The 19,177-nt window shown below is 67.8% G+C and carries 18 protein-coding genes, 1 tRNA gene and 1 other RNA gene; 4 read left to right on the forward strand and 16 right to left on the reverse strand.

Translation table 11 applies throughout. The annotated features are described in order from the left end of the window. The 3 genes from ABD208_RS07775 to ABD208_RS07785 all read right to left on the reverse strand — a co-directional run. On the reverse strand, positions 1-519 hold a 519-nt coding region (locus ABD208_RS07775), incomplete at its 3' end, for a restriction endonuclease subunit S (protein ID WP_344101278.1). Between the two features lie 166 nt (positions 520-685). After that, complete coding sequence (locus tag ABD208_RS07780; RefSeq protein ID WP_344101280.1) at positions 686-1,789, reverse strand: PDDEXK nuclease domain-containing protein; 1,104 nt, start codon at positions 1,787-1,789, stop codon at positions 686-688. After that, complete coding sequence (locus ABD208_RS07785) at positions 1,786-3,360, reverse strand: type I restriction-modification system subunit M (protein WP_344101282.1); 1,575 nt, start codon at positions 3,358-3,360, stop codon at positions 1,786-1,788. The genes ABD208_RS07780 and ABD208_RS07785 overlap by 4 nt, the downstream gene beginning before the upstream one ends. Before the next feature lie 455 nt (positions 3,361-3,815). Here ABD208_RS07785 and ABD208_RS07790 point away from each other — a divergent pair, with 455 nt between their 5' ends. Both ABD208_RS07790 and gltX read left to right on the forward strand, forming a co-directional pair. Further along, the gene (locus ABD208_RS07790) at positions 3,816-4,292 is read left to right on the forward strand and encodes an NUDIX domain-containing protein (RefSeq protein ID WP_344101284.1); all 477 of its coding nucleotides are present in this window, start codon (positions 3,816-3,818) and stop codon (positions 4,290-4,292) included. A gap of 116 nt (positions 4,293-4,408) precedes the next feature. Further along, on the forward strand, positions 4,409-5,815 hold the full coding sequence (gene gltX, locus ABD208_RS07795) for a glutamate--tRNA ligase (RefSeq protein WP_344101286.1): 1,407 nt from the start codon (positions 4,409-4,411) through the stop codon (positions 5,813-5,815). 52 nt (positions 5,816-5,867) lie between these two features. On the opposite strand, the gene ABD208_RS07800 is transcribed toward gltX, so the two are convergent. The 4 genes from ABD208_RS07800 to ABD208_RS07815 are packed head-to-tail and all read right to left on the reverse strand — an operon-like array spanning position 5,868 to position 9,744. After that, the gene (locus ABD208_RS07800; RefSeq protein ID WP_344101288.1) at positions 5,868-6,830 is read right to left on the reverse strand and encodes a nucleotidyl transferase family protein; all 963 of its coding nucleotides are present in this window, start codon (positions 6,828-6,830) and stop codon (positions 5,868-5,870) included. Continuing rightward, positions 6,820-7,608 carry a nucleoside/nucleotide kinase family protein gene (locus ABD208_RS07805; RefSeq protein ID WP_344101290.1) on the reverse strand — a complete coding sequence of 263 codons (789 nt, stop codon included), beginning with the start codon at positions 7,606-7,608 and terminating at the stop codon, positions 6,820-6,822. The genes ABD208_RS07800 and ABD208_RS07805 overlap by 11 nt, the downstream gene beginning before the upstream one ends. Beyond that, entirely contained in the window at positions 7,605-8,495 is an 891-nt protein-coding gene (locus tag ABD208_RS07810) for a sulfatase-like hydrolase/transferase (RefSeq protein ID WP_344101292.1), read from the reverse strand. Before ABD208_RS07810 ends, ABD208_RS07805 begins: the two co-directional genes overlap by 4 nt. 1 nt (position 8,496) lies before the next feature. Beyond that, positions 8,497-9,744, reverse strand: coding sequence for a methionine adenosyltransferase (locus tag ABD208_RS07815; RefSeq protein WP_344101294.1), 1,248 nt, complete (start codon positions 9,742-9,744; stop codon positions 8,497-8,499). A gap of 180 nt (positions 9,745-9,924) precedes the next feature. Here ABD208_RS07815 and ABD208_RS07820 point away from each other — a divergent pair, with 180 nt between their 5' ends. Next, entirely contained in the window at positions 9,925-11,265 is a 1,341-nt protein-coding gene (locus ABD208_RS07820) for a helix-turn-helix transcriptional regulator (RefSeq protein ID WP_344101296.1), read from the forward strand. A 3-nt stretch (positions 11,266-11,268) separates the two neighbouring features. Here ABD208_RS07820 and ABD208_RS07825 read toward each other — a convergent pair whose 3' ends face one another. From ABD208_RS07825 to ABD208_RS07850, 6 genes are all read right to left on the reverse strand, one after another. Then, complete coding sequence (locus ABD208_RS07825) at positions 11,269-11,952, reverse strand: HAD family hydrolase (RefSeq protein WP_344101298.1); 684 nt, start codon at positions 11,950-11,952, stop codon at positions 11,269-11,271. Positions 11,953-12,102: 150 nt separating this feature from the next. After that, positions 12,103-12,321 carry a hypothetical protein gene (locus ABD208_RS07830; RefSeq protein WP_344101300.1) on the reverse strand — a complete coding sequence of 73 codons (219 nt, stop codon included), beginning with the start codon at positions 12,319-12,321 and terminating at the stop codon, positions 12,103-12,105. Further along, positions 12,318-12,986 (reverse strand): hypothetical protein, encoded by a 669-nt coding sequence (locus tag ABD208_RS07835; RefSeq protein WP_344101302.1) that lies wholly within the window; start codon positions 12,984-12,986, stop codon positions 12,318-12,320. Before ABD208_RS07835 ends, ABD208_RS07830 begins: the two co-directional genes overlap by 4 nt. Next, on the reverse strand, positions 12,986-13,213 hold the full coding sequence (locus ABD208_RS07840) for a helix-turn-helix domain-containing protein (protein ID WP_344101304.1): 228 nt from the start codon (positions 13,211-13,213) through the stop codon (positions 12,986-12,988). Before ABD208_RS07840 ends, ABD208_RS07835 begins: the two co-directional genes overlap by 1 nt. Positions 13,214-13,480: 267 nt before the next feature. Further along, positions 13,481-14,647 (reverse strand): tyrosine-type recombinase/integrase, encoded by a 1,167-nt coding sequence (locus tag ABD208_RS07845; protein WP_344101306.1) that lies wholly within the window; start codon positions 14,645-14,647, stop codon positions 13,481-13,483. 163 nt (positions 14,648-14,810) lie between these two features. Then, positions 14,811-14,895: transfer RNA gene (locus tag ABD208_RS07850), tRNA-Ser, on the reverse strand. 190 nt (positions 14,896-15,085) lie between these two features. On the opposite strand from ABD208_RS07850, the gene ffs reads away from it, so the two are divergent. After that, an RNA gene (gene ffs / locus ABD208_RS07855) (signal recognition particle sRNA small type) lies at positions 15,086-15,182 on the forward strand. A 32-nt stretch (positions 15,183-15,214) separates the two neighbouring features. Here ffs and ABD208_RS07860 read toward each other — a convergent pair. The 3 genes from ABD208_RS07860 to ABD208_RS07870 all read right to left on the reverse strand — a co-directional run bounded on the left by ABD208_RS07860 (position 15,215) and on the right by ABD208_RS07870 (position 19,166). Next, complete coding sequence (locus ABD208_RS07860) at positions 15,215-16,021, reverse strand: nucleotidyltransferase domain-containing protein (protein ID WP_344101308.1); 807 nt, start codon at positions 16,019-16,021, stop codon at positions 15,215-15,217. 58 nt (positions 16,022-16,079) lie between these two features. After that, on the reverse strand, positions 16,080-18,188 hold the full coding sequence (locus ABD208_RS07865; RefSeq protein ID WP_344101310.1) for an HNH endonuclease signature motif containing protein: 2,109 nt from the start codon (positions 18,186-18,188) through the stop codon (positions 16,080-16,082). Positions 18,189-18,689: 501 nt separating this feature from the next. Then, a complete protein-coding gene (locus ABD208_RS07870) occupies positions 18,690-19,166 on the reverse strand; it encodes an NUDIX hydrolase (RefSeq protein ID WP_344101312.1) in 477 nt (158 codons plus the stop codon). Positions 19,167-19,177: the final 11 nt, after the last annotated feature.

Genomic DNA, 19,177 nt, shown 5'->3' on the forward strand with positions numbered 1-19,177 from the left:
CGCCTCCAGCTCCGCCTCCAGCTCCGCCTCCAGCTCCGTAAAGGCATCCAAGATCCTCCCGATCTCCCGCTGAACCTCAAGCGGCGGCACCGGTATTCTGACTCTTGCGATCGTGCTAACGGCCAGGCCAGGTTGTGCACCCTTTGACACGTACTGATTCAGGTTCATCGCAACGAGCAGGTGGTAGGCAAATGCGATGTCCATGACATCGAGTGACCGGGGTGATGTGACCACGGCGTGTTCAGTCGCGTAGATCTTCCCAGTGGTTCGCTTGACGTTTCCGCTAAGGGCACCCTGGCGACCTATCAGGAGGTACGCACCATCGTGACTGTAGTCGGCCACGTACCCTCGCGGTCCATTCCCGCCATAGCACCGGAATGGATGATCACCGTCTGCGACTGCCGAGATCGCCGCAGCAAGAATGTTTCTTCCAGCCTTCATTTCGAAGACGTCGCCCATCGATAGGAAGCGAACTCCGTCAGGCGAATACTGCTTGATGAGGTCGTCGATGCGGCTCACTATGCATCCTCCTGGTCATCGAGTTCGTATTCGAAGAGTCGACCTTTGAATTCAGGAGACGCCGTCTCCCGAATTGGAGCAGCACGGCTGGCCCGCTGTGCGGGACAGAGGCCTGACGAGTCGGGGTCTGGGGCTGATCCAGCCGCTACGCTGCCGGCCTGGAGGTTCACTCAGCCCCTCCTTGGAGCTCGGCTTCGATCTGTTCGATCGTTGGGAGCGTGGCCTCAAGCTCGGCAGGAAGCGCGCGGGTCAGTTCGTAGCCGGAGACGCCGATCGGCTTGTCGATGCCGCGCAGCGTGTACTCCGCGAAGAGGCGGTCGGGTTCCTGGCACAGGATGAGGCCGATGGTCGGGGCGTCATTCGGGTGTCGGAGCTGGTCGTCAACAAGGTTGCAGTAGAGGTTGACCTTGCCTGCGTACTCGGCCTGGAACTCGCCGCGCTTGATCTCGACCACGACGTACCGCCTCAGCTTGAGGTGGTAGAAGAGCAGGTCGAGGTAGAAGTCCCGGTCGCCGAGCTTGAGGTGGTGCTGCCGCCCGACGAACGCGAAGCCCTGGCCGAGTTCGATGAGGAACCGTTCCATGTGTGCGATGAGTCCGGCTTCGAGTTCACGCTCGCGGAAGTCGTCACTGATCGTGAGGAAGTCGAGGATGTACGGATCCTTGAGTGCCTGCCGGGCAAGGTCGGAGTCCGGCGGCGGCAGGCGCAGCCCGAAGTTCGTGACGGCCTGGCCCGCGCGTTCGTGCGCGCCGGTCTGGATCTGGGCGAGCAGGACGGACCGGCTCCAGCCGTTTTCGATGCTCGCGCGCATGTACCAGGCGCGAGTCGCGGGGTCCTTCACCTTGGCGCGGAGCAGATCGTGGTGGCTCCAGGGCACGCTGAGGAGCAACTCGCCTGGGAACTTTGCCGCAGGCTGTGGCGAGATCTCCAGGGTCTGGCCCGGTGCGCTGGTTTTCGCCACCAGCTGTGGCGAAAACTCGACGTCGGAGTACTCACGGTAGAACGCGAGCATCCGGTCGATGTTGCGCTCGGAGAAGCCCTTCTCGTCGGGCAACTCGCTACGCAAGTCGCGTGCGAGCTGTGGGATGACCCTCGCCCCCCATCCTTGACGCCGCTGGCGGGCATCAATCAGTGAGCCAATCTCCCAGTAGAGCTGGATCAGTTCGGCGCTGGCCGACAGCATGACCCGCGTCTGCGCTCGTCTGATCCGTTGCTTGATTTCCGCGAGCAGTTGCGGATACTCCGCCGGTAAGTCCAGAGGACCGTTCACAACGGCTCTCCTTCCAGGTCGGCGACGATGGCATCGATCTGCTCGCGCAGCGCGGACTGGCGCTTCACGATGTCGGCGATCCGCTCGTTGAGTTCGACGATATCGATGGCCTCGCGGGTGTCCTCCGCCTCGACCCAGGAGGAGACCGAGATGTTGTAGGAGTTCTCGGCGATGGCCTCGTTGCTGACGAGCTGGGCGAAATGGGCGATGTCCTTGCGGGCGGTGAACGCCTCCAGAATCTTGTTCTGGTTGCCCTCGGAGAGCTTGTTCTTGTTGCCGCTGCGGACGAGCTCTTCCGAGGCGTCGATGAACAGCACGTCGTTGGTCTTCTTGGACTTCTTGAGCACGATGATGCAGGTCGCGATCGTGGTGCCGAAGAACAGGTCCGGCGGGAGCTGGATCACCGCATCGACGTAGTTGTTGTCGATCAGGTACTTGCGGATTTTCTGCTCCGCGCCGCCCCGGTAGAGCACGCCCGGGAACTCGACGATCGCCGCGGTCCCGTTCACGGCGAGCCAGTGCAGCATGTGCATCGTGAACGCCAGATCCGCCTTGGACTTCGGAGCGAGCACGCCGGCCGGGGTGTAGCGGAGATCGTCGATGAGCAGCGGGTTCGCGTCGCCTTCCCACTTGATGGAGTAGGGCGGGTTGGACACGATCGCCTCGAACGGCTCGTCGTCCCAGTGCGCCGGTTCGATCAGGGTGTCGCCGTGGGCGATGTCGAACTGCTCGTAGTTGACGTCGTGCAGGAACATGTTGATCCGGCACAGGTTGTAGGTCGTCAGGTTGATCTCCTGACCGAAGTACCCCTGCCGGACGCCGTCCTTGCCGAGCACCTTCCGGAACTTCAGCAGCAGCGAACCCGAGCCGCAAGCCGGGTCGTAGACCTTGTTCACGCTGGTCTTGCCGACGACGGTGATGCGGGCCAGGAGTTCGGAGACTTCCTGCGGCGTGTAGTACTCCCCACCGGACTTCCCGGCCGAGGACGCGTACATCTGCATCAGGTACTCGTACGCGTCGCCGAACGCGTCGATCTTGTTCTCGCTGAACGTCCCGTTGCCGAGGTTCAGGTCGCCGATCGCGTCAAGCAGCTTGACGAGCCGCTCGTTTCGCTTGGCCACCGTCGGTCCGAGCTTGTTCGAGTTGACGTCGACGTCGTCGAACAAGCCCTTGAGATCGTCCTCGGCGTCGGTGCCGACGGCGGAGGACTCGATGTGCCGGAAGACCTTCTCCAGCGTCATGTTGAGGTCGGCGTCGCGAGGGGCGCGGGCGCGGACGTTGACGAAGAGTTCGGAGGGGCGGATGAAGAATCCCTTCTCCGCCACGATGCCCGCGACCAAGGTGGGGTCGGTGACGTCTTCGTCGCGGACCTTGGCGTAGTCGAAGTCCGCGCTGCCGGCGTCGCGCTCGCCCTCGTTCAGGTAGGCGGTGAGGTTCTCGGAGATGTACCGGTAGAACAGGAAGCCGAGCACGTACTGCTTGAAGTCCCAGCCGTCTACGCTGCCCCGGAGATCGTTCGCGATCCTCCAGATCGTCTTGTGCAGTTCCGCGCGCTGGGTCTCTCGGTTCATGCTCGCTGTTCTCCTGTCGCCGCGTGTGCAGCGGGTGCCACTCTTCGACGTGCTGACCCAGACCGCATACCTCCAGGGACTTTATCAGGCAGGGCGCACGCCTGTTCGGATGACATGCCCGCGCCCGCGGTGTGGTCACCGTGCCTGCCCACTTCGTAGACAGCGACGCGCGCGAACTCATGGCTCGTCTCGGGATGGGTAGGAGGTGCGGCGATCCGCTCGTGCGCGAGTGGTGAGGTTCCCCACCCCAGTTCGCCACGACCGGACGGTTCCTATGGACGGTTCTATTGATGGTTTGGCGGACACCTGCGTCCGGGGTCCCCCGGTCATGTGTGTCCGGGGGACTCCGGACACACATGACCGGGGGACAAGTACGCCTGGGGTGGGCCTGGATAGCGTAGTGACCTGTTGTGGCAGGTCGACCGTCGACCTGATCGAGGGAAGGGGGATCAGCGATGAGCGTTGCGCAGGCGGTTGCAGTTGGCCGACGGGGAGCGCGTGGGATCGTCGTCGACGACAAGGGGCGGCTGGTCCTGATCAAGCGGACCAAGCCGGGGCAGGCTCCGTACTGGACCTCGCCGGGCGGCGGAGTCGAGGACACGGATGCATCCGTGGAGGATGCGCTGCGCCGAGAGCTGGCCGAGGAGTTGGGTGCGACCGCCGACGGCTACCAGCAGGTCTTCCTCTCCTCGGACCCCACCGACGCTGGCGTCGCGATCCAGCACTTCTTCGTGGCCCGGCTGACGTCGCTGAACCTGGCCGAGCGGCATGGGTCGGAGCTCAGCAAGCCCGAACGCGGTGGATACGACTTGGACTACATCCCGCTCGACGATGGGACTCTGGAGGCGATCGACCTCAAGCCGGTGGCACTCAAGGAGTTCGTACTGGCGAACAGGGACGCCCTGCTGGCCGAGGCTGGTTTCGTCGCCTGAGCATTCGTGACCAATAGTCCTGCGTGCCTCACCTTGGCGCGAGCGGGTGATGCGAGACCTTGGAAGTGAGCCAGAATCCCGCCGCCCCCTGTCTCGTACAGATAGGCTGGTGCGCTGTGACCAACCCCGAGATCCGAGTTCGCTTCGCACCCTCGCCCACGGGCATGTTCCACGTCGGGAACGCTCGTTCGGCGCTGTTCAACTGGGTGTTCGCGCGACAAACGGGTGGGTCGCTGGTGCTGCGCATCGAGGACACGGACGCCTCGCGGAACCGGCCGGAGTGGGTCCAGGGGATCATCGACACGATGGCGTGGCTGGGGATCGACAAGTCCCAGTATGAGGGTCCGCTGTTCCAGTCGGACTACGTCGGCAAGCACCACGAGGCGATCGACAAGCTGCTCGCGGACGGCCGGGCATACTTCTGCGACTGCGCGCGTGAGGACGTCGTCGCGCGCACCGGGTCGAGCCACCATGGCTACGACGGGTTCTGCCGTGACCGCGGTCTGGAGCCCGGTGGAGGCCGGGCGACCCGGTTCCGGACACCGGACGAGGGCACGACGACCGTCGTGGACCTGGTGCGTGGGAAGCCGGAGTTCGAGAACGCGCTGATCGAGGACTTCGTGATCGCCCGCGGTGACGGTTCGCCGGTGTTCCTGCTGGCGAACGTTGTCGACGACATGGAGATGGGCATCACCCACGTCATGCGTGCCGAGGAGCACCTGCCGAACGCTCCCAAGCAGCAGCTGATCTGGGAGGCACTCGGCGCGCACGCTCCCATTTGGGTGCACGCCCCGATCCTGGTGAACGAGAAGCGGCAGAAGCTGTCCAAGCGTCGTGACCGGGTGGCGCTGGAGGACTTCCGCGCCGAGGGCTACCTCGCTGAGGCGATGCGGAACTACCTGATGTTGCTGGGGTGGGCTCCGGCGGACGATCGCGAGATCGTGCCGTGGGACGACATCGTGGCGGAGTTCCGGCTCGAGGACGTGAACCCGTCCCCGGCATTCTTCGACGTGAAGAAGCTCCAGGCGTTCAACGGCGACTACATCCGCGCGATGACGGTTCCGGAGTTCACCAAGGCCGTGCAGCCGTGGCTGACGTCCGACGACGTGCCGTGGCCGACCACCTCGTACGACCCGGAGGTGTTCGCGTCCGTCGCGGAGCTGGTCCAGACGCGGATCGTGCTGCTGGGTGACGTCGTGGAGATGGTGGACTTCTTCTTCCTGGACGAGCCCGCGATCGACGAGGCCGCCTGGGACAAGGCGATGGGCGGTGATCACGCCGCCGACATCCTGACGGCCACGATCGACCGGTATAGCGAGATCGACTGGAACGCCGACGCGCTCAAGGCGGCGCTGGAGGAGATCGGTGCCGAGTACGGGCTGAAGCTCGGTAAGGCGCAGGCCCCGGTCCGCGTCGCGATCACCGGCCGCAGGGTCGGGCTGCCACTGTTCGAGTCGATGGAGGTCCTGGGCCGCGACCGGACAGTGGAGCGGCTGAGGGCCGCCGCGGATCGGCTTGGCTGATCGGTCCTGGTCCGGGCGTACCGACCCGGACCAGGACCGATTCGGACCTCGCTCAGTGCTCCGGACCCCGTCGGGCGGCAGCCCGTCGGCGTGACTCGACCTTGTGGCTGAGAGCCTCCAGCCGGTGTACGTCGATCCGGCTGTCTCGAGCGCGAGGTAGTACGGGCCGGAGCCGTTCAAGGATGTGGTCGAACGTCGTGGCCGGTTCGTCGTTGCGAAGATAGGTCTCGGCGAGGTACCAGCGCAGTGCTTCCGGTCTAATGCCATTGGCGAGTGCGTCGCGGACGCGTAATTTGGGTGTGCCGGGCGCGCCGGTGAGCCTGGGCAGGAAGAGGTATGCCACCTGATGGTGGGCTGCCAACACGGCACGGAGGCGTTCCTGGATGCTGGTGGCGTCGATCTTGTCGGTGCCACGCACGATGAGGTTGATCCCGGCGTCGATGTCGTCGACGACTGTGGCCAGGTGCCACAGCGGGGTGCCGTCGGATCGGGTGAGGCGAAGCGTGGAGTGCTGTGGTGCTGGAACCCGGCGGATGTTCACCACGCTCTGGTGTGCCTTCTCCACGGGATCGATCCCGTGACCTGCCAGAAGGTCGTCAACCGCCTCGAGGTCCAGGACGGTTCCGCCCTCGCGCGCCGTGCGGGTGAGGTGGAGGCGGCTCAGGTGCGCGAGGGCGCGGTCGTAGGCGGGTTGTCGTCCAGACTGCCGCAAAAGCGCGGCAGGGTGCCCGCCGGCGTGGAGGGGAATCCCTGCGACATCGGTGAGTTCGTGGACGAGTGAGAGTTCGTTGTCAGGCTTTGCCCGGGCTGGATCGGTGTCGTCCCAGCGAAGGAGAACCTCGGCGCGGGTGTTCCGGGCGATGGCCGCTGCGTGGGCGAGTGCCGCGGTCAGGAGGTGGGTGCGCAGGGCACCTACCTGCAGCGATGCATGATGTGGCGAGATTCCGAGGCGGGTGCGGATCGGTCCGGTCAGGCGCTGGATCGTGGGATGCTCGGTCCACGGGTCAGGCCGCATCCTCGCCTCCCCGATCGGCGTCGTGGGGAAGCACCGAGTCGACGACGGCCATGATCGTGGCGAAGTTCTCTTCGCGGCCTCCGCTGACCTCCACGACCCGTACCCAGGGCACGTAGGTCGCGAGGTCGTGGTAGGCGCGATTGGCGCGTGCGATGAACTCAGGTGTGTCGAGCGTCCGCAGCGGCTTGTCGCCGACGGAGGCCCGACGGTGTGCCCGGGCTGCTACGACGTCGTCCGGGCACGAGAGCAGGAGGTGGGTGTCCCGGGGACGTGCGGATTGTTCAAGGCGTGTTGGTTCGGTGTCGAGGAGTTCCGGCGCTCCGCTGACTGCCGAGTAGACGAGTTGCGAGAGCGGGCCGCGGTTGCACAGCACGATGTCGGCCGATCCAGGTGCAGGCATGTGGCGTCGCAGCGCTTCCCACGCTGCGGCCTTGAGCCGGTAGTCGGCAGTCCACCGGGAACGTCCAGGCAGGGCAGCGTTCGTTTCGACGGCGCGGTCGGTGATCGGGCCGAGCTGTGTTCGTACGCCCGTGCCTCCGACGACCGACACCGTGAGACCTCGGCCGCGCAGGACTGTCGCGGCCAGGGCGATCTGAGTGTCCTTGCCGACAGCGGAGGGGCCGTCGAACACGATCCATGGCACGTCCGGATCGGCGTTCTGGTCCCAGCCAAGTCGTTCGAGGTAGCGGTCAGCGAGGATGCCGGGGGCTACGGCGGCTGGAAGTCGGCGTGCGAGTCGGATCGTGTCGGCGAGCCATGTCTCGGCGGCGGGGTTCATGGCTGCTCCTGGCGCAGGATGCCGGACCAGAGCGGGACGGTGGTGACGGAGGGGTGAGGGTGCCCGTGGCCGTAGCGTCCGTCGTCACCGAATTCCTCGCCGTGATCGGCGCACAACACGACCAGTGGTTCACGGTCGGCGAGCCGGTCGAACAAGATGCCGAGCTGCTGGTCCGCCCACTCCAGGGCGCGCACCTGCATGGAGTGCAGGGACGCGACCTCGTCCGGGGCGAAGGCGTCGGGCGTCACCTGCTTGCTGTCGTGCAGGCGGTAGAGCCGCTCCAGCAGCGCCCGCGTGCGGTTGGTCAGGCGCGTGTTCGGGGTCGTGTACGGGATGTGCGTGCTCGGACAGTTGATGAACAGGAAGAATCGCTTCGCGGCGCGTGCGTCGTCGGCCAGGATCTCGGGGTGGGCGAGCGTGAGGGACTCCTCGCGGTACCGGACCCGGGTGTCGGCCGCCGTGGCGTTGGTGCGGCCGAAGTAGTAGAACGTGTCGAACAGGCTGGGAAGCCAGTTGCCCGGTTCCTTCGGGTCGAAGAACGTGACACCACCAGCGCCGATGACCTTGAAGCCGCTGCGGCTGTAGTGATCCATGAGCATCGGACCGGTGAACGGCACGGCCGTCGCCGCGGTTGACGGCCGTGCCGCCGTCGACCGCCAAATGCTGCGGTACTGCTGCCCCGCAAGGTCATGCTCGCCGTCCAGCGGACGCGGCGTCATCCCGGAGAAGAACGCGACGTGCGCCGGGAGGGTGAACGTCCCGGATGTCTCGGCCTGCAGCAGCGGGCCGAGGCGGTCCAGGTTCGGTGTGACCGCCTGCACGGCGGTGTCGTAGCGGCAGGAGTCGAGCGTCACCAGGACGACGTCGCGGTCGGCGTGGTCCCGCATGTCAGCCTTCCACCTGGACGCGCGGGTCCCGGAACCGCTCGATCGCGGGCGTCTCCAGCAGCCACTTGGTCAGCAGGTCCAGCCGCGAGATCGTGTCATGCGCGATCTCGTCGATCACGACCCGCTGCGCACGCCCAGCCCGGCCACCCAGCCGCACGCCCACGAACGCCGGCTGATCCAGCGGGTCGCCGTTGCGAGACATCAGAACGGTCTCGTTCGCGAGCCCGAGCTCCGCGTGGACTCGGTCGGCGATCCGAGTCGCGGCCAGCGTGTAGAGCTTGCCGGTGTGGTGAACGGGGTTCTTCCCGGCCAGCGCCTCCACACCCGCGGACCGTGACGAGGCGATGACTCCGTCGGCCTTGTTCCCGCGGCCTACGAGGCCGCAGTCGCCTTTGCCGAGCGACGTACCGAACGGGGCCAGGTACGCGCCTCCTTCGACGTCCTTCGTGTTGACCGCCACGTGCACTGGGTCGGAGATCCCCAGCCCGAGCGCCGCGACTGCTGCCAGAGCGGCGATGTGCTCGTGCGCGGCGGCCAGCATCCCCCGGTACGACTCACCCGTCGGCGTCATCCCCGGATGGAACGGCAGACAGAGGGTCACGTCCAGGCGGGCGTCGCCACGCAGCAGCATCACCTTCACGTCCGAGCCTGCCGCGGGGAACATCGTGGCGAACTCCGGGCCGTTGACCAGGTTCTCCAGCGTGATCGCGAGCTGCTCGGTCGGTGTCGCGGGCGCATGCGCCGCGCAGAACGCAGTGTCGTTCGCTCGCAGCGCCGTGGCCTGCTCGGCCGCGACGGCATCGATCGGCCGGTAGAACGCCGGGGGATGATCCACGGCCGTCCCGCTGGTGTTCTCCACAGCGTGTCGGACGTAGTCGATGATCCGCGGGTCACGGGTCGCCGCCACGAGAACGTCCGTCGAGGCGTTGCGGAACAGGTCCTCGATCGGCATCGACGTGTCACCGATCGCGCGTGTGAGCTTGCCGAACAGGTACGAACTGATCGGCTTGTCCACACTGAACCCGCCGAAGTCGACGGTCGCTGCCGCACCGATGAGGGCCACCTTGTCGACCCAGTGGTTCGGCACGATCCCGAGCGTGTCCAACCCGTACCGCGAGTACCGGCGGGAGAACTCCTCCGCGAGGATGTCCGCCATCGAATCCGGATGCCCGATGCCCTTGCGCTCCACGACCTCGAACTCGGCCTCGTGTGCTGGGGTCACTGAACGGTTCTCGACTGTCACGTGCATGGTGGTGCTCCTTCCGAACGACTTGCGGATGGAACTTCGTGACGCTCGCGACGACGATGTTGCGAGCTGTGTTTCATCGAACCGGCGCGGCAGCGCACCACGTAGTGCACGAATGCGGCATTCTTGCTGCACGGATGCTGCAGCGAGCCCGTGACCTGCACGGACGTAACGGGAGGCGTGATGAGCAACAGGCGCGCGAAGCTTGCCGAGCGTCGTAAGGTGCTCGGGTTGAGCCAGGACGCCCTCGCGGCCCGCCTGGGGGTCGAACGCACGACCGTCTACCGCTGGGAGGCCGGAACCACCGAGCCTCTACCGTGGATGCGGCTACGGCTGGCGCAGGCGCTGAAGGTCTCCCCGGAGGAACTGGACGCGCTGCTGGGTTCAGACGCTGCCCCGACACCCGAACCTGCGTCGGGGGTCGCAGGCGACTTCGCCACGCTGGCCGGGGTCGGCTCGACGTTGACAGGTCAGGAACACGACATGGTGTGGGAGCTGATGATGAACGGCAACGACGGCATCGGCCGCCAGCAATTCCTGCGGTTGCTTCTCGCCGCCGGTATTGCCCCTGCCGCCGTCTCGTTCGACGCCGACGGCGCGTTCGCCGCGCTCCGGCCTGCACGATCAGCCCTCGACCCGCGAGCTGTCGAGTCGTACCGCGCGATCACCGCACTCAACCGCGGCTTCTACTGGAACCTCGACGCCACGACCATGCTCGAAGCGGTCCTCGGACACCTGCGTCTCGGAACCCAGCTCCTACGGCAGATCGCACCAACACAGCAGCTCACCGCCTCACTATCGGCCGCCGTTGCCGAGACGGCCCTGCTCGCCGCGCGCGTGGCATTGTTCGACCTGTCCCGACCACAACTCGCCGAGAGATGCTTCGCGACCGCGCGGACGGCCGTCGGGCAGACGCTCGACCACGACCTGGCCGCCGCGATCACCGCACACCACGCCTTCGTCCCCGGATTCGCCGGCGACGCCGCCCACGCTCGGCCCCATCTGGCCGAAGCCGCCGCCCACGCCGCACAGAGCGAAAGCGCCTGGCTGCGGTCCTGGGTCAACTGCGTCGCCGCCGAGGTCCACGCGCGTACCGGACATCCCGCGCGCTCCCGCGCCCACATCGCGATGGCTGGAGCGGAACTCACCGACCACGACGAACTCAGGCCTGAGTGGTTCGACTTCTACGACCCTGCGCGCCTGGCGGGATTCGCAGGCAACGCCGAACTCCTGGGTGGCGACCCACAAGCCGCGCAGACATGGCTCACCTCGGCGCTGGACGGCCTGGACGAGAAGTCGATCAAGCAGCGCCCGGTGCTCCTGCTCGACCTCGCGGCGGCCTCCGCGGAACTCGACCCAGACCAGGCCGTCGGGCATGCGGAGGAAGCCATGTCGATCATGGAGAACGCGCCGTATGCCACGGCCGTCGATCGCATGCACGACGTCGTCGCGGCCCTTGCGGTCACCCCGTACGGACCCCAGCTTGCCGAACGCGCCACAGCCCTCACCGGCACTTCTCGGTAGCGGTTACGCAGCGGAGCCGGTGTTGTGCTTCGCCACGAGTTCCGGCAGCTCGGCCAGGGCATTCAGTCGGAACAGGCACTTCGCCTCGAAGTCCTCACCCAGGATCCGGGCCGCCGTCTCGCCGCGCAGAATATGACCCCATGGGCCGCGTCGAAGCACCGCGGTCTCGATCCCGAGCGTCTGCGCGGGCCGGATGTCGTTGTCGAGGCGGTCGCCGACGTACAGGATCTCGCTCGCGGGAACGCCCGCCTCCACGACGAGCCGCTCGAAGAACGCGACATCTGGCTTCTCGGCGTTCCACGAGTCCGACGTCCCCAGGACATCGCACGGCAGGTTCAGCTCACGCAGGAGGCCTTCCGCGCGAAGCGTTTGGTTGCCCGCGATCCCCACGACGAGGCCCTGGCCCCGAAGCTCCGACAGGCAGAAACGGACGTCTGGGTAGAGGTCGTCCTCGCCGAACCACTCCGGCTGGCCCGCCTCCGCGCGGCGCTCACGCTCAGCCTTCAGGTCGAAGCCGGGGCGGAACTCCTGGAACGTCTCCCGGTAGTCCCGCCCCTGAGCGATCACCGCCCCGAATACCGCCGAGAACGCCTGACGCGGCACATCGAGCCAGTCGGCCCACGTCCCGTACTCCCGCGTCTCGTTGACCAGGACCTCGCCGACATCGAAGAACACCGCGCGAATCATGCTTGGAGCCTATCGTGACCTGGGCGGACGTCCGCAAAAGGGGGGGTCACGTTCTGAGAAGGTGTGTGCGCAGGGACGGCGGCGCGGACGTGCCGATCGGTTCATGAAACTCCGACGCCCCTACCCCCACGAGGAGCCGGAATCACGGACTCATGCTGGAGCGCTGTGCCGGTCGAGGTCAGCGAGTACGAGGTGCACGGCGAAGTGGACAGCGACGGCAGGGTCCGGCTCAAGGTCCACGAGCTCCGCCCAGCGAAGGACGACGGTGCGTGAGGTGTCCCAGGCGGGGACAGCGCCGGCCTGTGCGAGCGCGAGTGCGGCGAGGTGCTGGGCATCATCAGCGGGCTTGAAGGGGAGAACGGTGGTCATGCTGCGCTCCTGGCTTTGAGTTCGGCGGCGAGTTCGAGGACTGCGGCTCTCGTGCTGATCTGACGGTCGCGGCTACGCCGCTCGACGGCGTCGTGGCTGCGGGATCCGAGGGCGCTGATGACCACTTGGCTCGCGAGTTCGTAATTCATCGGTTCGACGTCGCGCGCGCGGTCTGTACGACAGTTGGGAGACGTACCCCTTTCTCCTTCCAGTTGAGTTGAGTGGGTCTTCCTTCTCTTGGCCCCGCCGTCGCAGCGGGGTGAAGCCCCGCCGTGACGTTGCGAATGCCCCGCCGCTACGTTGTTCAATGCCCCGCCGTTTCGTTGTTCGAGGGGGTCGAGATGGAGGCGGTACTCGGCCGCCCTGGCTCGGTAACCGCCGACTTCGGTCGTGATCGCTCCGGCGGCGGTGAGTTCCTTGATGACGCGTCGTACGACCTCGGCCTGGGAGCGGTGTTCCTTGGGGTCGAGCTGCCCAACGCTCCAGTCGACGAGTCCGAGAGCGGCTGCGATGGCGGCGTGCCCGCCGTAGTAGCGGAGCGGCTCATTGCCGCCTGTGCCGGGCGGGTCGAGCGACACGAGCGCCATGTAGTCGAGAGCGCGGTGCGCGCGGTGGTTCAGGTTCGGGAACAGCGTGTACGCCGCGATGGCGTTCGCGCGCCCCATCAGCGGTCCGCACCTGAGTAGGCCATCTGGGCCGGGGTGACAGCGCGCTGCGCGCGGTCCAGGTCACTTTCGCGGATACGGATGAGGCGGCCGAAGCGGACCGCCTTCAGGTTGCCGCGGGCGATCTCGCGGCGCACAGTGTCCGGCGAGCACTGCAGGCGTTCGGCCACCTGAGCGATGGTGAGGGAGTGCTGGGAGTCGCTGGCGCGCTTGGGAACGTCGTACATTCGTCGTGCCTCCGGGTAGGGGGTATGCACGGCCGGGCGGAGATCTTGGCGGATGGATGCCCGGTCGTGCGTTCTTCTGCGGCGAACATATGTACGACATTCCGAAGCGCACAAGCGTTCGGTATTCAGGTCCAACGTCCGTACACGTCCGTCCAGGACCCTGACCGTCCGTACACGTCCGTCTATGAACCCGGAAGCGGGCCAGATTGTGACCGAAATCATGCTCAAAGCGTGGGGCGTGACGGCGCGATAACCGCGCGAAAGCGGCTACGCGCCCTCTTCGACGGCGTCGAGTCGTGCTGCAAGCTCGCGGTCCCGGTCGGCGCTGCTCATCTGGTAGATCATCGCGGCGTCGACGTTCGTGTGACCGCCGCGGGCCATGATCTCGGCGAGTGTCGCTCCCTGCTGGGCGTAAAGCGACAGCCCGAGGTGGCGCAGGTCGTGGAACATGAACCTGACCCCGGTGGCCTTCCTGGCGGCGTTCCACGCGGTGTTGAACGCCTGCTCGGAGATCGGCCGGGTCGCGTCGCGCGGGCTGGGCAGCACGGGGCCCTCGGGGCCGGAGCCAGCGTGCTCCTTCATATGCTCGGCAAGCCGGGCCGCGACTCGCGGCGGGATCGAGATCGACCGCGCCGACCCGCGCTTGGGGTCGCCGTACGCGGGCGGATTGCTCTTCGTGTGCCACTGCCGGCGCACGTGCAGCATGGCTCGCTTCGGGTCGTCGAGGTTCTCGAGGTCGCGCCGCTGCAGCCCGAGCACCTCGCCGAGTCGCATCGCGCACCAGGCGGCGAGGTCGATGGCGATGGCAAGCTCGGGCGGCATCGCCTTGCGCAGCGCCGCGGCCTGCTCCGCCGTCGGGATCTCGTCCGGAGCGAGCTTCCGTATCCGCTTCGGCTTCGGCACGGACACCACGACCGGTGACTCGGTGAGCCCGCCCGCCTGGACTCTGGGGGCCGCGGCGGCGGAGAACATCGCCCGCACGGTCCGCGCGACGTTCGCCCAGGGCCCCTTCGCCTCGCGCACGTCGGCGAGCAGCTCGTCGATGTCGCTCGTCGTGACATCGACGAGCCGCCGGTCGCCGAGCACCGGAAGGATGTGCACATTCAGCGTGGACCTGTACGACGTGATGGTCCCGGGGGAGCGCTCGGCAGCCTTGAGCCCGGCGAGCCACGTCTCGGACCACTGCCGCACGGTCAGCGACTGCCGGACCTCCTGCTCGACGACGGCAGCGGCCAGGCGGCGTCGTTCCTTGGGCGGCACGAATGTCTGCCGCGCCACCTCGGACCGTGCGATCGCCAGCGCCGCCTTCGCATCCCCCAGCGTGTGGAAGTGCCCGATCGAGACCTGCCGCCCCTCCCAGACCACGCGCGCCCGGTATGTCGCGCCCCGCGGCCGGTCGATCCCGCGGGGGTATCCCTTGGTGCTCCGCTTCACCCTTCACCTGCTCCGATGCGCTTGCTCGTGTGACTATCCTGGTACTAGTCTCATGCTATCTGGAGCGCATCCGCGCGTACAGGTGCCAACTGAACAGACAGCCCGGAAACCGCGCCGTTGCAACGAAAAACCCCGGGATCCGAAGATCCCGGGGCTAGTCCGGCGGAGGATGGGGGATTCGAACCCCCGAGGGCGTGAACCCAACACGCTTTCCAAGCGTGCGCCATAGGCCGCTAGGCGAATCCTCCTTGCACCCGAGGGCACAGCGTTCGGGACACGCTCGCACGTATCGGGAACAGCCTGATGAGGATACCGGACCAAGGGGCCCGGGACCGAATCGAAAGACGGTGACCTCGGTGTGACGTACGCCGCCGCCTGCGAACGGCGTCGTGCCGCCGTCGGATTCGGGATTCGGCGACGCGCTCGGTTAGGCTGTGGGCAGACCCCTCGTGCGGCACCATCTCGCCGAACTCCCCCAGGGCCGGAAGGCAGCAAGGGTAAGTGAGCTCTGGTGGGTGTGCGAGGGGTCCTTGCATGCCCGGACGCCTGTGCCGAGCCGTGTGCCGGCTACTCCCGGGACTCCAGGAGCTGGAGGAAGACGGCGTCGGCGCGCTTCCACGCCGTGTCGGGGTCCACGCGGGCCGACTCGAGTCCCGGCAGCCGTGATGCGGCGGCGGCGAGTTCCGCGGTGACGAAGTCGCGCAGGACGGCCGGGATCGTGGCGCCGCCCAGTTCGCGGGTTCTCGCCTTGAGGTCGACAAGTTCGGCGGTGGCATGCCGGACCTCGGGGTCGGCCTCGGATTCCGTGAGGAGCTGCCCGAGCTCGATCGGCGGGACGGCGTCGTCGCGTACGCGCATCCAGCGGAGCGTGGCTGCCGGGCGCAGCGCGTAGAAGAACTTCTTCAGGGCGCCGCTGGATTCCAGCAGGCCGAGCTGGTTTTGTGCGATGTGCAGGTAATGGTTGGTCAGGGCGTAGGGGTCGACGACGTCGTTCGCCAGCTCGAGCAGGGTGCCGCGGAATCCGGCGTCGCCGCGATAGACGATCGGGGAGCGGAGCCATTCGCCGGCCGTCGCGTTGCCCTTGACCATCAGGCCGAGCGCCTTGCGCACGTCCCAGCCGTTGACGTCGAAGATCCTGTCGAGCGGCGTCTCGATGACATCGCGGCGCCCGCGCAGGCCGAGGTAGTCCTCGACGGATGAGACGTAGAGGAAACGGCAGTCGTAGTCGGAGTCGGACCCGGGGAAGCCCCAGGCCCGGCTGCCGCTCTCGATCGCCCACAGGATGCGGACGCGGTGCTGTGCCTCGACGGCGTCCAGGCGTGCGTCGATCGCCGAGACCACCGTGGGGTCCATCGAGCTGGGGATGTTGCGCATGGGCGTGACCTTTACGGCTGGGAGGAACTGGCCTGCTCCGTTGAGCGGGCGGTGCGCGTCAGAAGGGTATCGGGCCGTTGGGGCGGGAGTGATCTGGGGGGTGAGGCGACGTGGCGTCGGTTCGCACGGCGTCGGTTTGTGCGGTCTCGGTTCCCGTCGGCCCGGTTCGCGCTGGTTCTACCGGCTCGGCGATCTGTGTTTCCCTGGCGATCTCGGCTCCCGTGGCGGTCTCAGCCCTCTGTGCGGTCTCGGCCCTCCTTGCTATCTCGGTTTCTCTTGCCGGGTGGGCCTTGGCTGCTCGGGCTTGTGCGGCGCGGGCTCGTGCGGCGCGGGCCTTCGCCTTGGCTTCTGCCTTCTCTCTGTGGTGGGCCTGGTCGGCGGGGTCGGTCGCGGGCAGGCCGTAGCGTTCGAGGATCTGCCGCGGCGTCTCCTTGGTCTCCGCGGCCTCGGTGGCCTCGGCGGCGGTGACGAGTTGCTGGGGCCGGGTGGTGTAGGTGCGTCCGGTGGGGCTGGTCCAGGTGGTCGTGCCGTCGGGTTCGAGCCGGGTGGTCCATCGGGTCTGGTGCTTCAGGACGTGGTGGGCGCGGCACAGGTGCATGAGGTTGTCGTGGTCGGTGCGGCCGCCTGCGGCCCAGTCGGTCACGTGGTCGATGTCGCACCTGTCGGCGCGGGCGGCGCATCCGGGCCACCGGCAGGTCACGTCCCTGGTGGCCAGCCAGGCGCGCAGATCCGCGGGCACGGCGTAGGAGTCCCTGCCGACCGAGACGACGGCGCCGTTCTCGGGCAGGGTGAGCAGGCGCCGCAGGCTGGGTGCCTGCGCCACCAGGCGCGCGGCGGTCGCATCGTCGATCGGGACCTGCCCGTCCAGCATCGCGGGCCCCGCCCCGGGATCCAGCCGCTCGTGCCCGTCCAGGCCCGCCAGCCGCAGGAGTGGCACGGTCACGTGGACCACCGGGCGGATCGCCCGCGCCAGCGGCACGAGGGGCACGCACCCGGCCCTCGGATCGGCATCAAGCACATGCCCGTGCGCGCCCGCCTCCTCAGCCAAAGGCGCGTTACCTGAAATGCTCACGTCCTGGCAGCCGTCGTCGGTGCCGGGGCCATCGCCGTGGTCGTTGCTGTGGTCGTTGCCGTGGTGATGAACGCGGCAAACGAGCGCCGCCTCGCCCCGGGGTGTACCGGGCAGTACACCGTCACGCGATACCGGCAGGGCCCCGTCTGCTGCATCGGGCGGGTCTCCTGGACCGGCCAGGAGCAGGTCGGCCGATGTCGTCGTGGCCGCGTGAGCCGCGTCGTCTGCATCCGCCAGGACCAGGTCGGCCAGGGTGTCGGCGCGGAGCTGGGTGTGGGTGCGGGGGTCGCCGTGGGCGCGGGCCTGTCGTGCGGTGCGCTGGAGGCGGTCGTCGATGGCGTGCGCGGTCACGGCAGGGAGGAAAGCTTCGAGGTAGGCCATGCCGTCCCCGGCCGGGTCGAGGCGCACGTAGCGCTGGTCCGCCCGCTTCTCGCAACGAGCCCGCAGCGGCTCGCGGTGGTGCCGTTCGCGGGAGATGCGGGCGCGACGACGCACCTGCCCCGGCGACAGCACACCACCGGCGAACACGTTCCCGGGACGCTCGGGCGAGCCGGCGGCGTCCGGATCTTGCCCGCCGTTGGGGTCCTCGAGGTCTCCGGGCGCCCCGCCCTCGGTGCCGCCGACGACTGGCGGGCTCAGGACCTCGTCGGTCACCAGCTCGGCCACGTCCGGCTCCAGCCCGGCGAGCTGGGAGGCCATCGCCCGCGCGTGCTGCAACGAGATGCGCCCGCGGGCCAGCTCGGCGAGCACCCTGGCGCCGGTGCCTGCGAGGATCTCCGCGTCGGCCAGCAGGCCGCCGGCGGTCTGGGTCGAGACCTGCAGGACCGCACCCAGCTCCGCGGCCAGACCGCGACGGGCGAGCTGCGCCATCCACTCCTCCGGCGTGCCGCGCCTGCCCTGTGCGCGCGTCGCCGTCGATGCCGCCTCCACATCCACCAGGACGTCCCGGGAGACCCGATCGGCGATCCGGCGGCACCGCTCGATCGCCGCCATCAGACTCGCCGACGCGGCCCCGACCCTCGCCTCGGCCTCAGCCACCTCCGCGACCGCCTGCGCCAGATCTCCCACGCCCGGCTGGTCGGGCACGCGGACCATGCCCGCTACCCGCGAAGCCGGGTCCGCTACCCGCGAAGCCGGGTCCGCTACCCGCGAAGCCGGGTCCGCCACTCGCGAAGCCGGGTCCGGCAGAGGGCCCACCGGTCCGGCAGTCATCTCTGCGGCGCCCTCGTCGTCACGGGCAGGGCTGTCAGCAGGACCAGACGGCTCGCCGCCGGAACCGCGAGGCCCACGTGCGCCGTCATCGCCGGGCGCAACGCTGCCGGGGGCGGCATCCGGACCGTCCCACAGCAGGCTCAACCGACGAAGCATCATGACATCAATTGTCACTACTTCCGTTCGAACACGCATGCTCAGAAATCGTATTCCTCCGAATCTGTGGACAACATTTCTCATCCACAGGCATGCGTTCTTGTCCGACAGAGGGCTCGTCCCCCTTGATCGACGTCAGGCCCATTTCCAGTCAGGCCCATTCCCAGTGAGCAATGTCAGGCTCATTCCCCCCATGACCAGCGTCAGGGAGGCGGTAGACCGGCCCGGCTACCGCCGCGCAGCCCAGGCGGCGAGCAGATCCAGGCTCAACGGCGCGATCGAGAACTGGCGTGACGGGGTGGTGCCTGGGGAGACTGCCGGAACGTCCGGGTCGATCCAGACGAGTTCTTCCAGTTCCGCCTGCGCCCGCGGCGTCTCACCGGGGAGCAGCCGCACCAGGAACGCGTGGGCGTCGACGACATGGCCGGGTTCGTTCGCCGCAGGCGCGTCGAAGCGGCCCAGCACCTCGACGCGCTCAGGGGAGAACCGCAGGCCGACCTCCTCCTCCGCCTCGCGCACCATCGCCGCGAGCGGCGCCTCGCCCGGCTCGATCTTGCCGCCCACCTGGATGAACGACGTCGTCCCGCGCTTGCGGACGAGCAGGTGCCGGCCATCGGTGCCGATCACGATCGCGGCGACGATGCGCAGGGTCGCCGCGCCGTCGGCCGCGCCGTCGGCCGTGCCGCGGCTCAGGATGCTGCTCACGCGATGCGTCC

This window comes from Myceligenerans crystallogenes (assembly GCF_039529775.1).
GTDB classification, from domain to species: Bacteria; Actinomycetota; Actinomycetes; order Actinomycetales; family Cellulomonadaceae; genus Myceligenerans; species Myceligenerans crystallogenes.

What these genes read in the sequence shown, in the direction of transcription:
- ABD208_RS07835 (WP_344101302.1), bottom strand. Translation starts at nt 12,986, where the DNA reads ATGGGGCGCGCGAACGCCATCGCGGCGTACACGCTGTTCCCGAACCTG.
- ABD208_RS07800 (WP_344101288.1), bottom strand. Translation starts at nt 6,830, where the DNA reads ATGCGGCCTGACCCGTGGACCGAGCATCCCACGATCCAGCGCCTGACC.
- ABD208_RS07790 (WP_344101284.1), top strand. Translation starts at nt 3,816, where the DNA reads ATGAGCGTTGCGCAGGCGGTTGCAGTTGGCCGACGGGGAGCGCGTGGG.
- ABD208_RS07825 (WP_344101298.1), bottom strand. Translation starts at nt 11,952, where the DNA reads ATGATTCGCGCGGTGTTCTTCGATGTCGGCGAGGTCCTGGTCAACGAG.
- ABD208_RS07805 (WP_344101290.1), bottom strand. Translation starts at nt 7,608, where the DNA reads ATGAACCCCGCCGCCGAGACATGGCTCGCCGACACGATCCGACTCGCA.
- ABD208_RS07840 (WP_344101304.1), bottom strand. Translation starts at nt 13,213, where the DNA reads ATGTACGACGTTCCCAAGCGCGCCAGCGACTCCCAGCACTCCCTCACC.
- ABD208_RS07865 (WP_344101310.1), bottom strand. Translation starts at nt 18,188, where the DNA reads ATGGTCCGCGTGCCCGACCAGCCGGGCGTGGGAGATCTGGCGCAGGCG.
- ABD208_RS07860 (WP_344101308.1), bottom strand. Translation starts at nt 16,021, where the DNA reads ATGCGCAACATCCCCAGCTCGATGGACCCCACGGTGGTCTCGGCGATC.
- ABD208_RS07815 (WP_344101294.1), bottom strand. Translation starts at nt 9,744, where the DNA reads ATGCACGTGACAGTCGAGAACCGTTCAGTGACCCCAGCACACGAGGCC.
- ABD208_RS07820 (WP_344101296.1), top strand. Translation starts at nt 9,925, where the DNA reads ATGAGCAACAGGCGCGCGAAGCTTGCCGAGCGTCGTAAGGTGCTCGGG.
- ABD208_RS07810 (WP_344101292.1), bottom strand. Translation starts at nt 8,495, where the DNA reads ATGCGGGACCACGCCGACCGCGACGTCGTCCTGGTGACGCTCGACTCC.
- ABD208_RS07830 (WP_344101300.1), bottom strand. Translation starts at nt 12,321, where the DNA reads ATGACCACCGTTCTCCCCTTCAAGCCCGCTGATGATGCCCAGCACCTC.
- ABD208_RS07785 (WP_344101282.1), bottom strand. Translation starts at nt 3,360, where the DNA reads ATGAACCGAGAGACCCAGCGCGCGGAACTGCACAAGACGATCTGGAGG.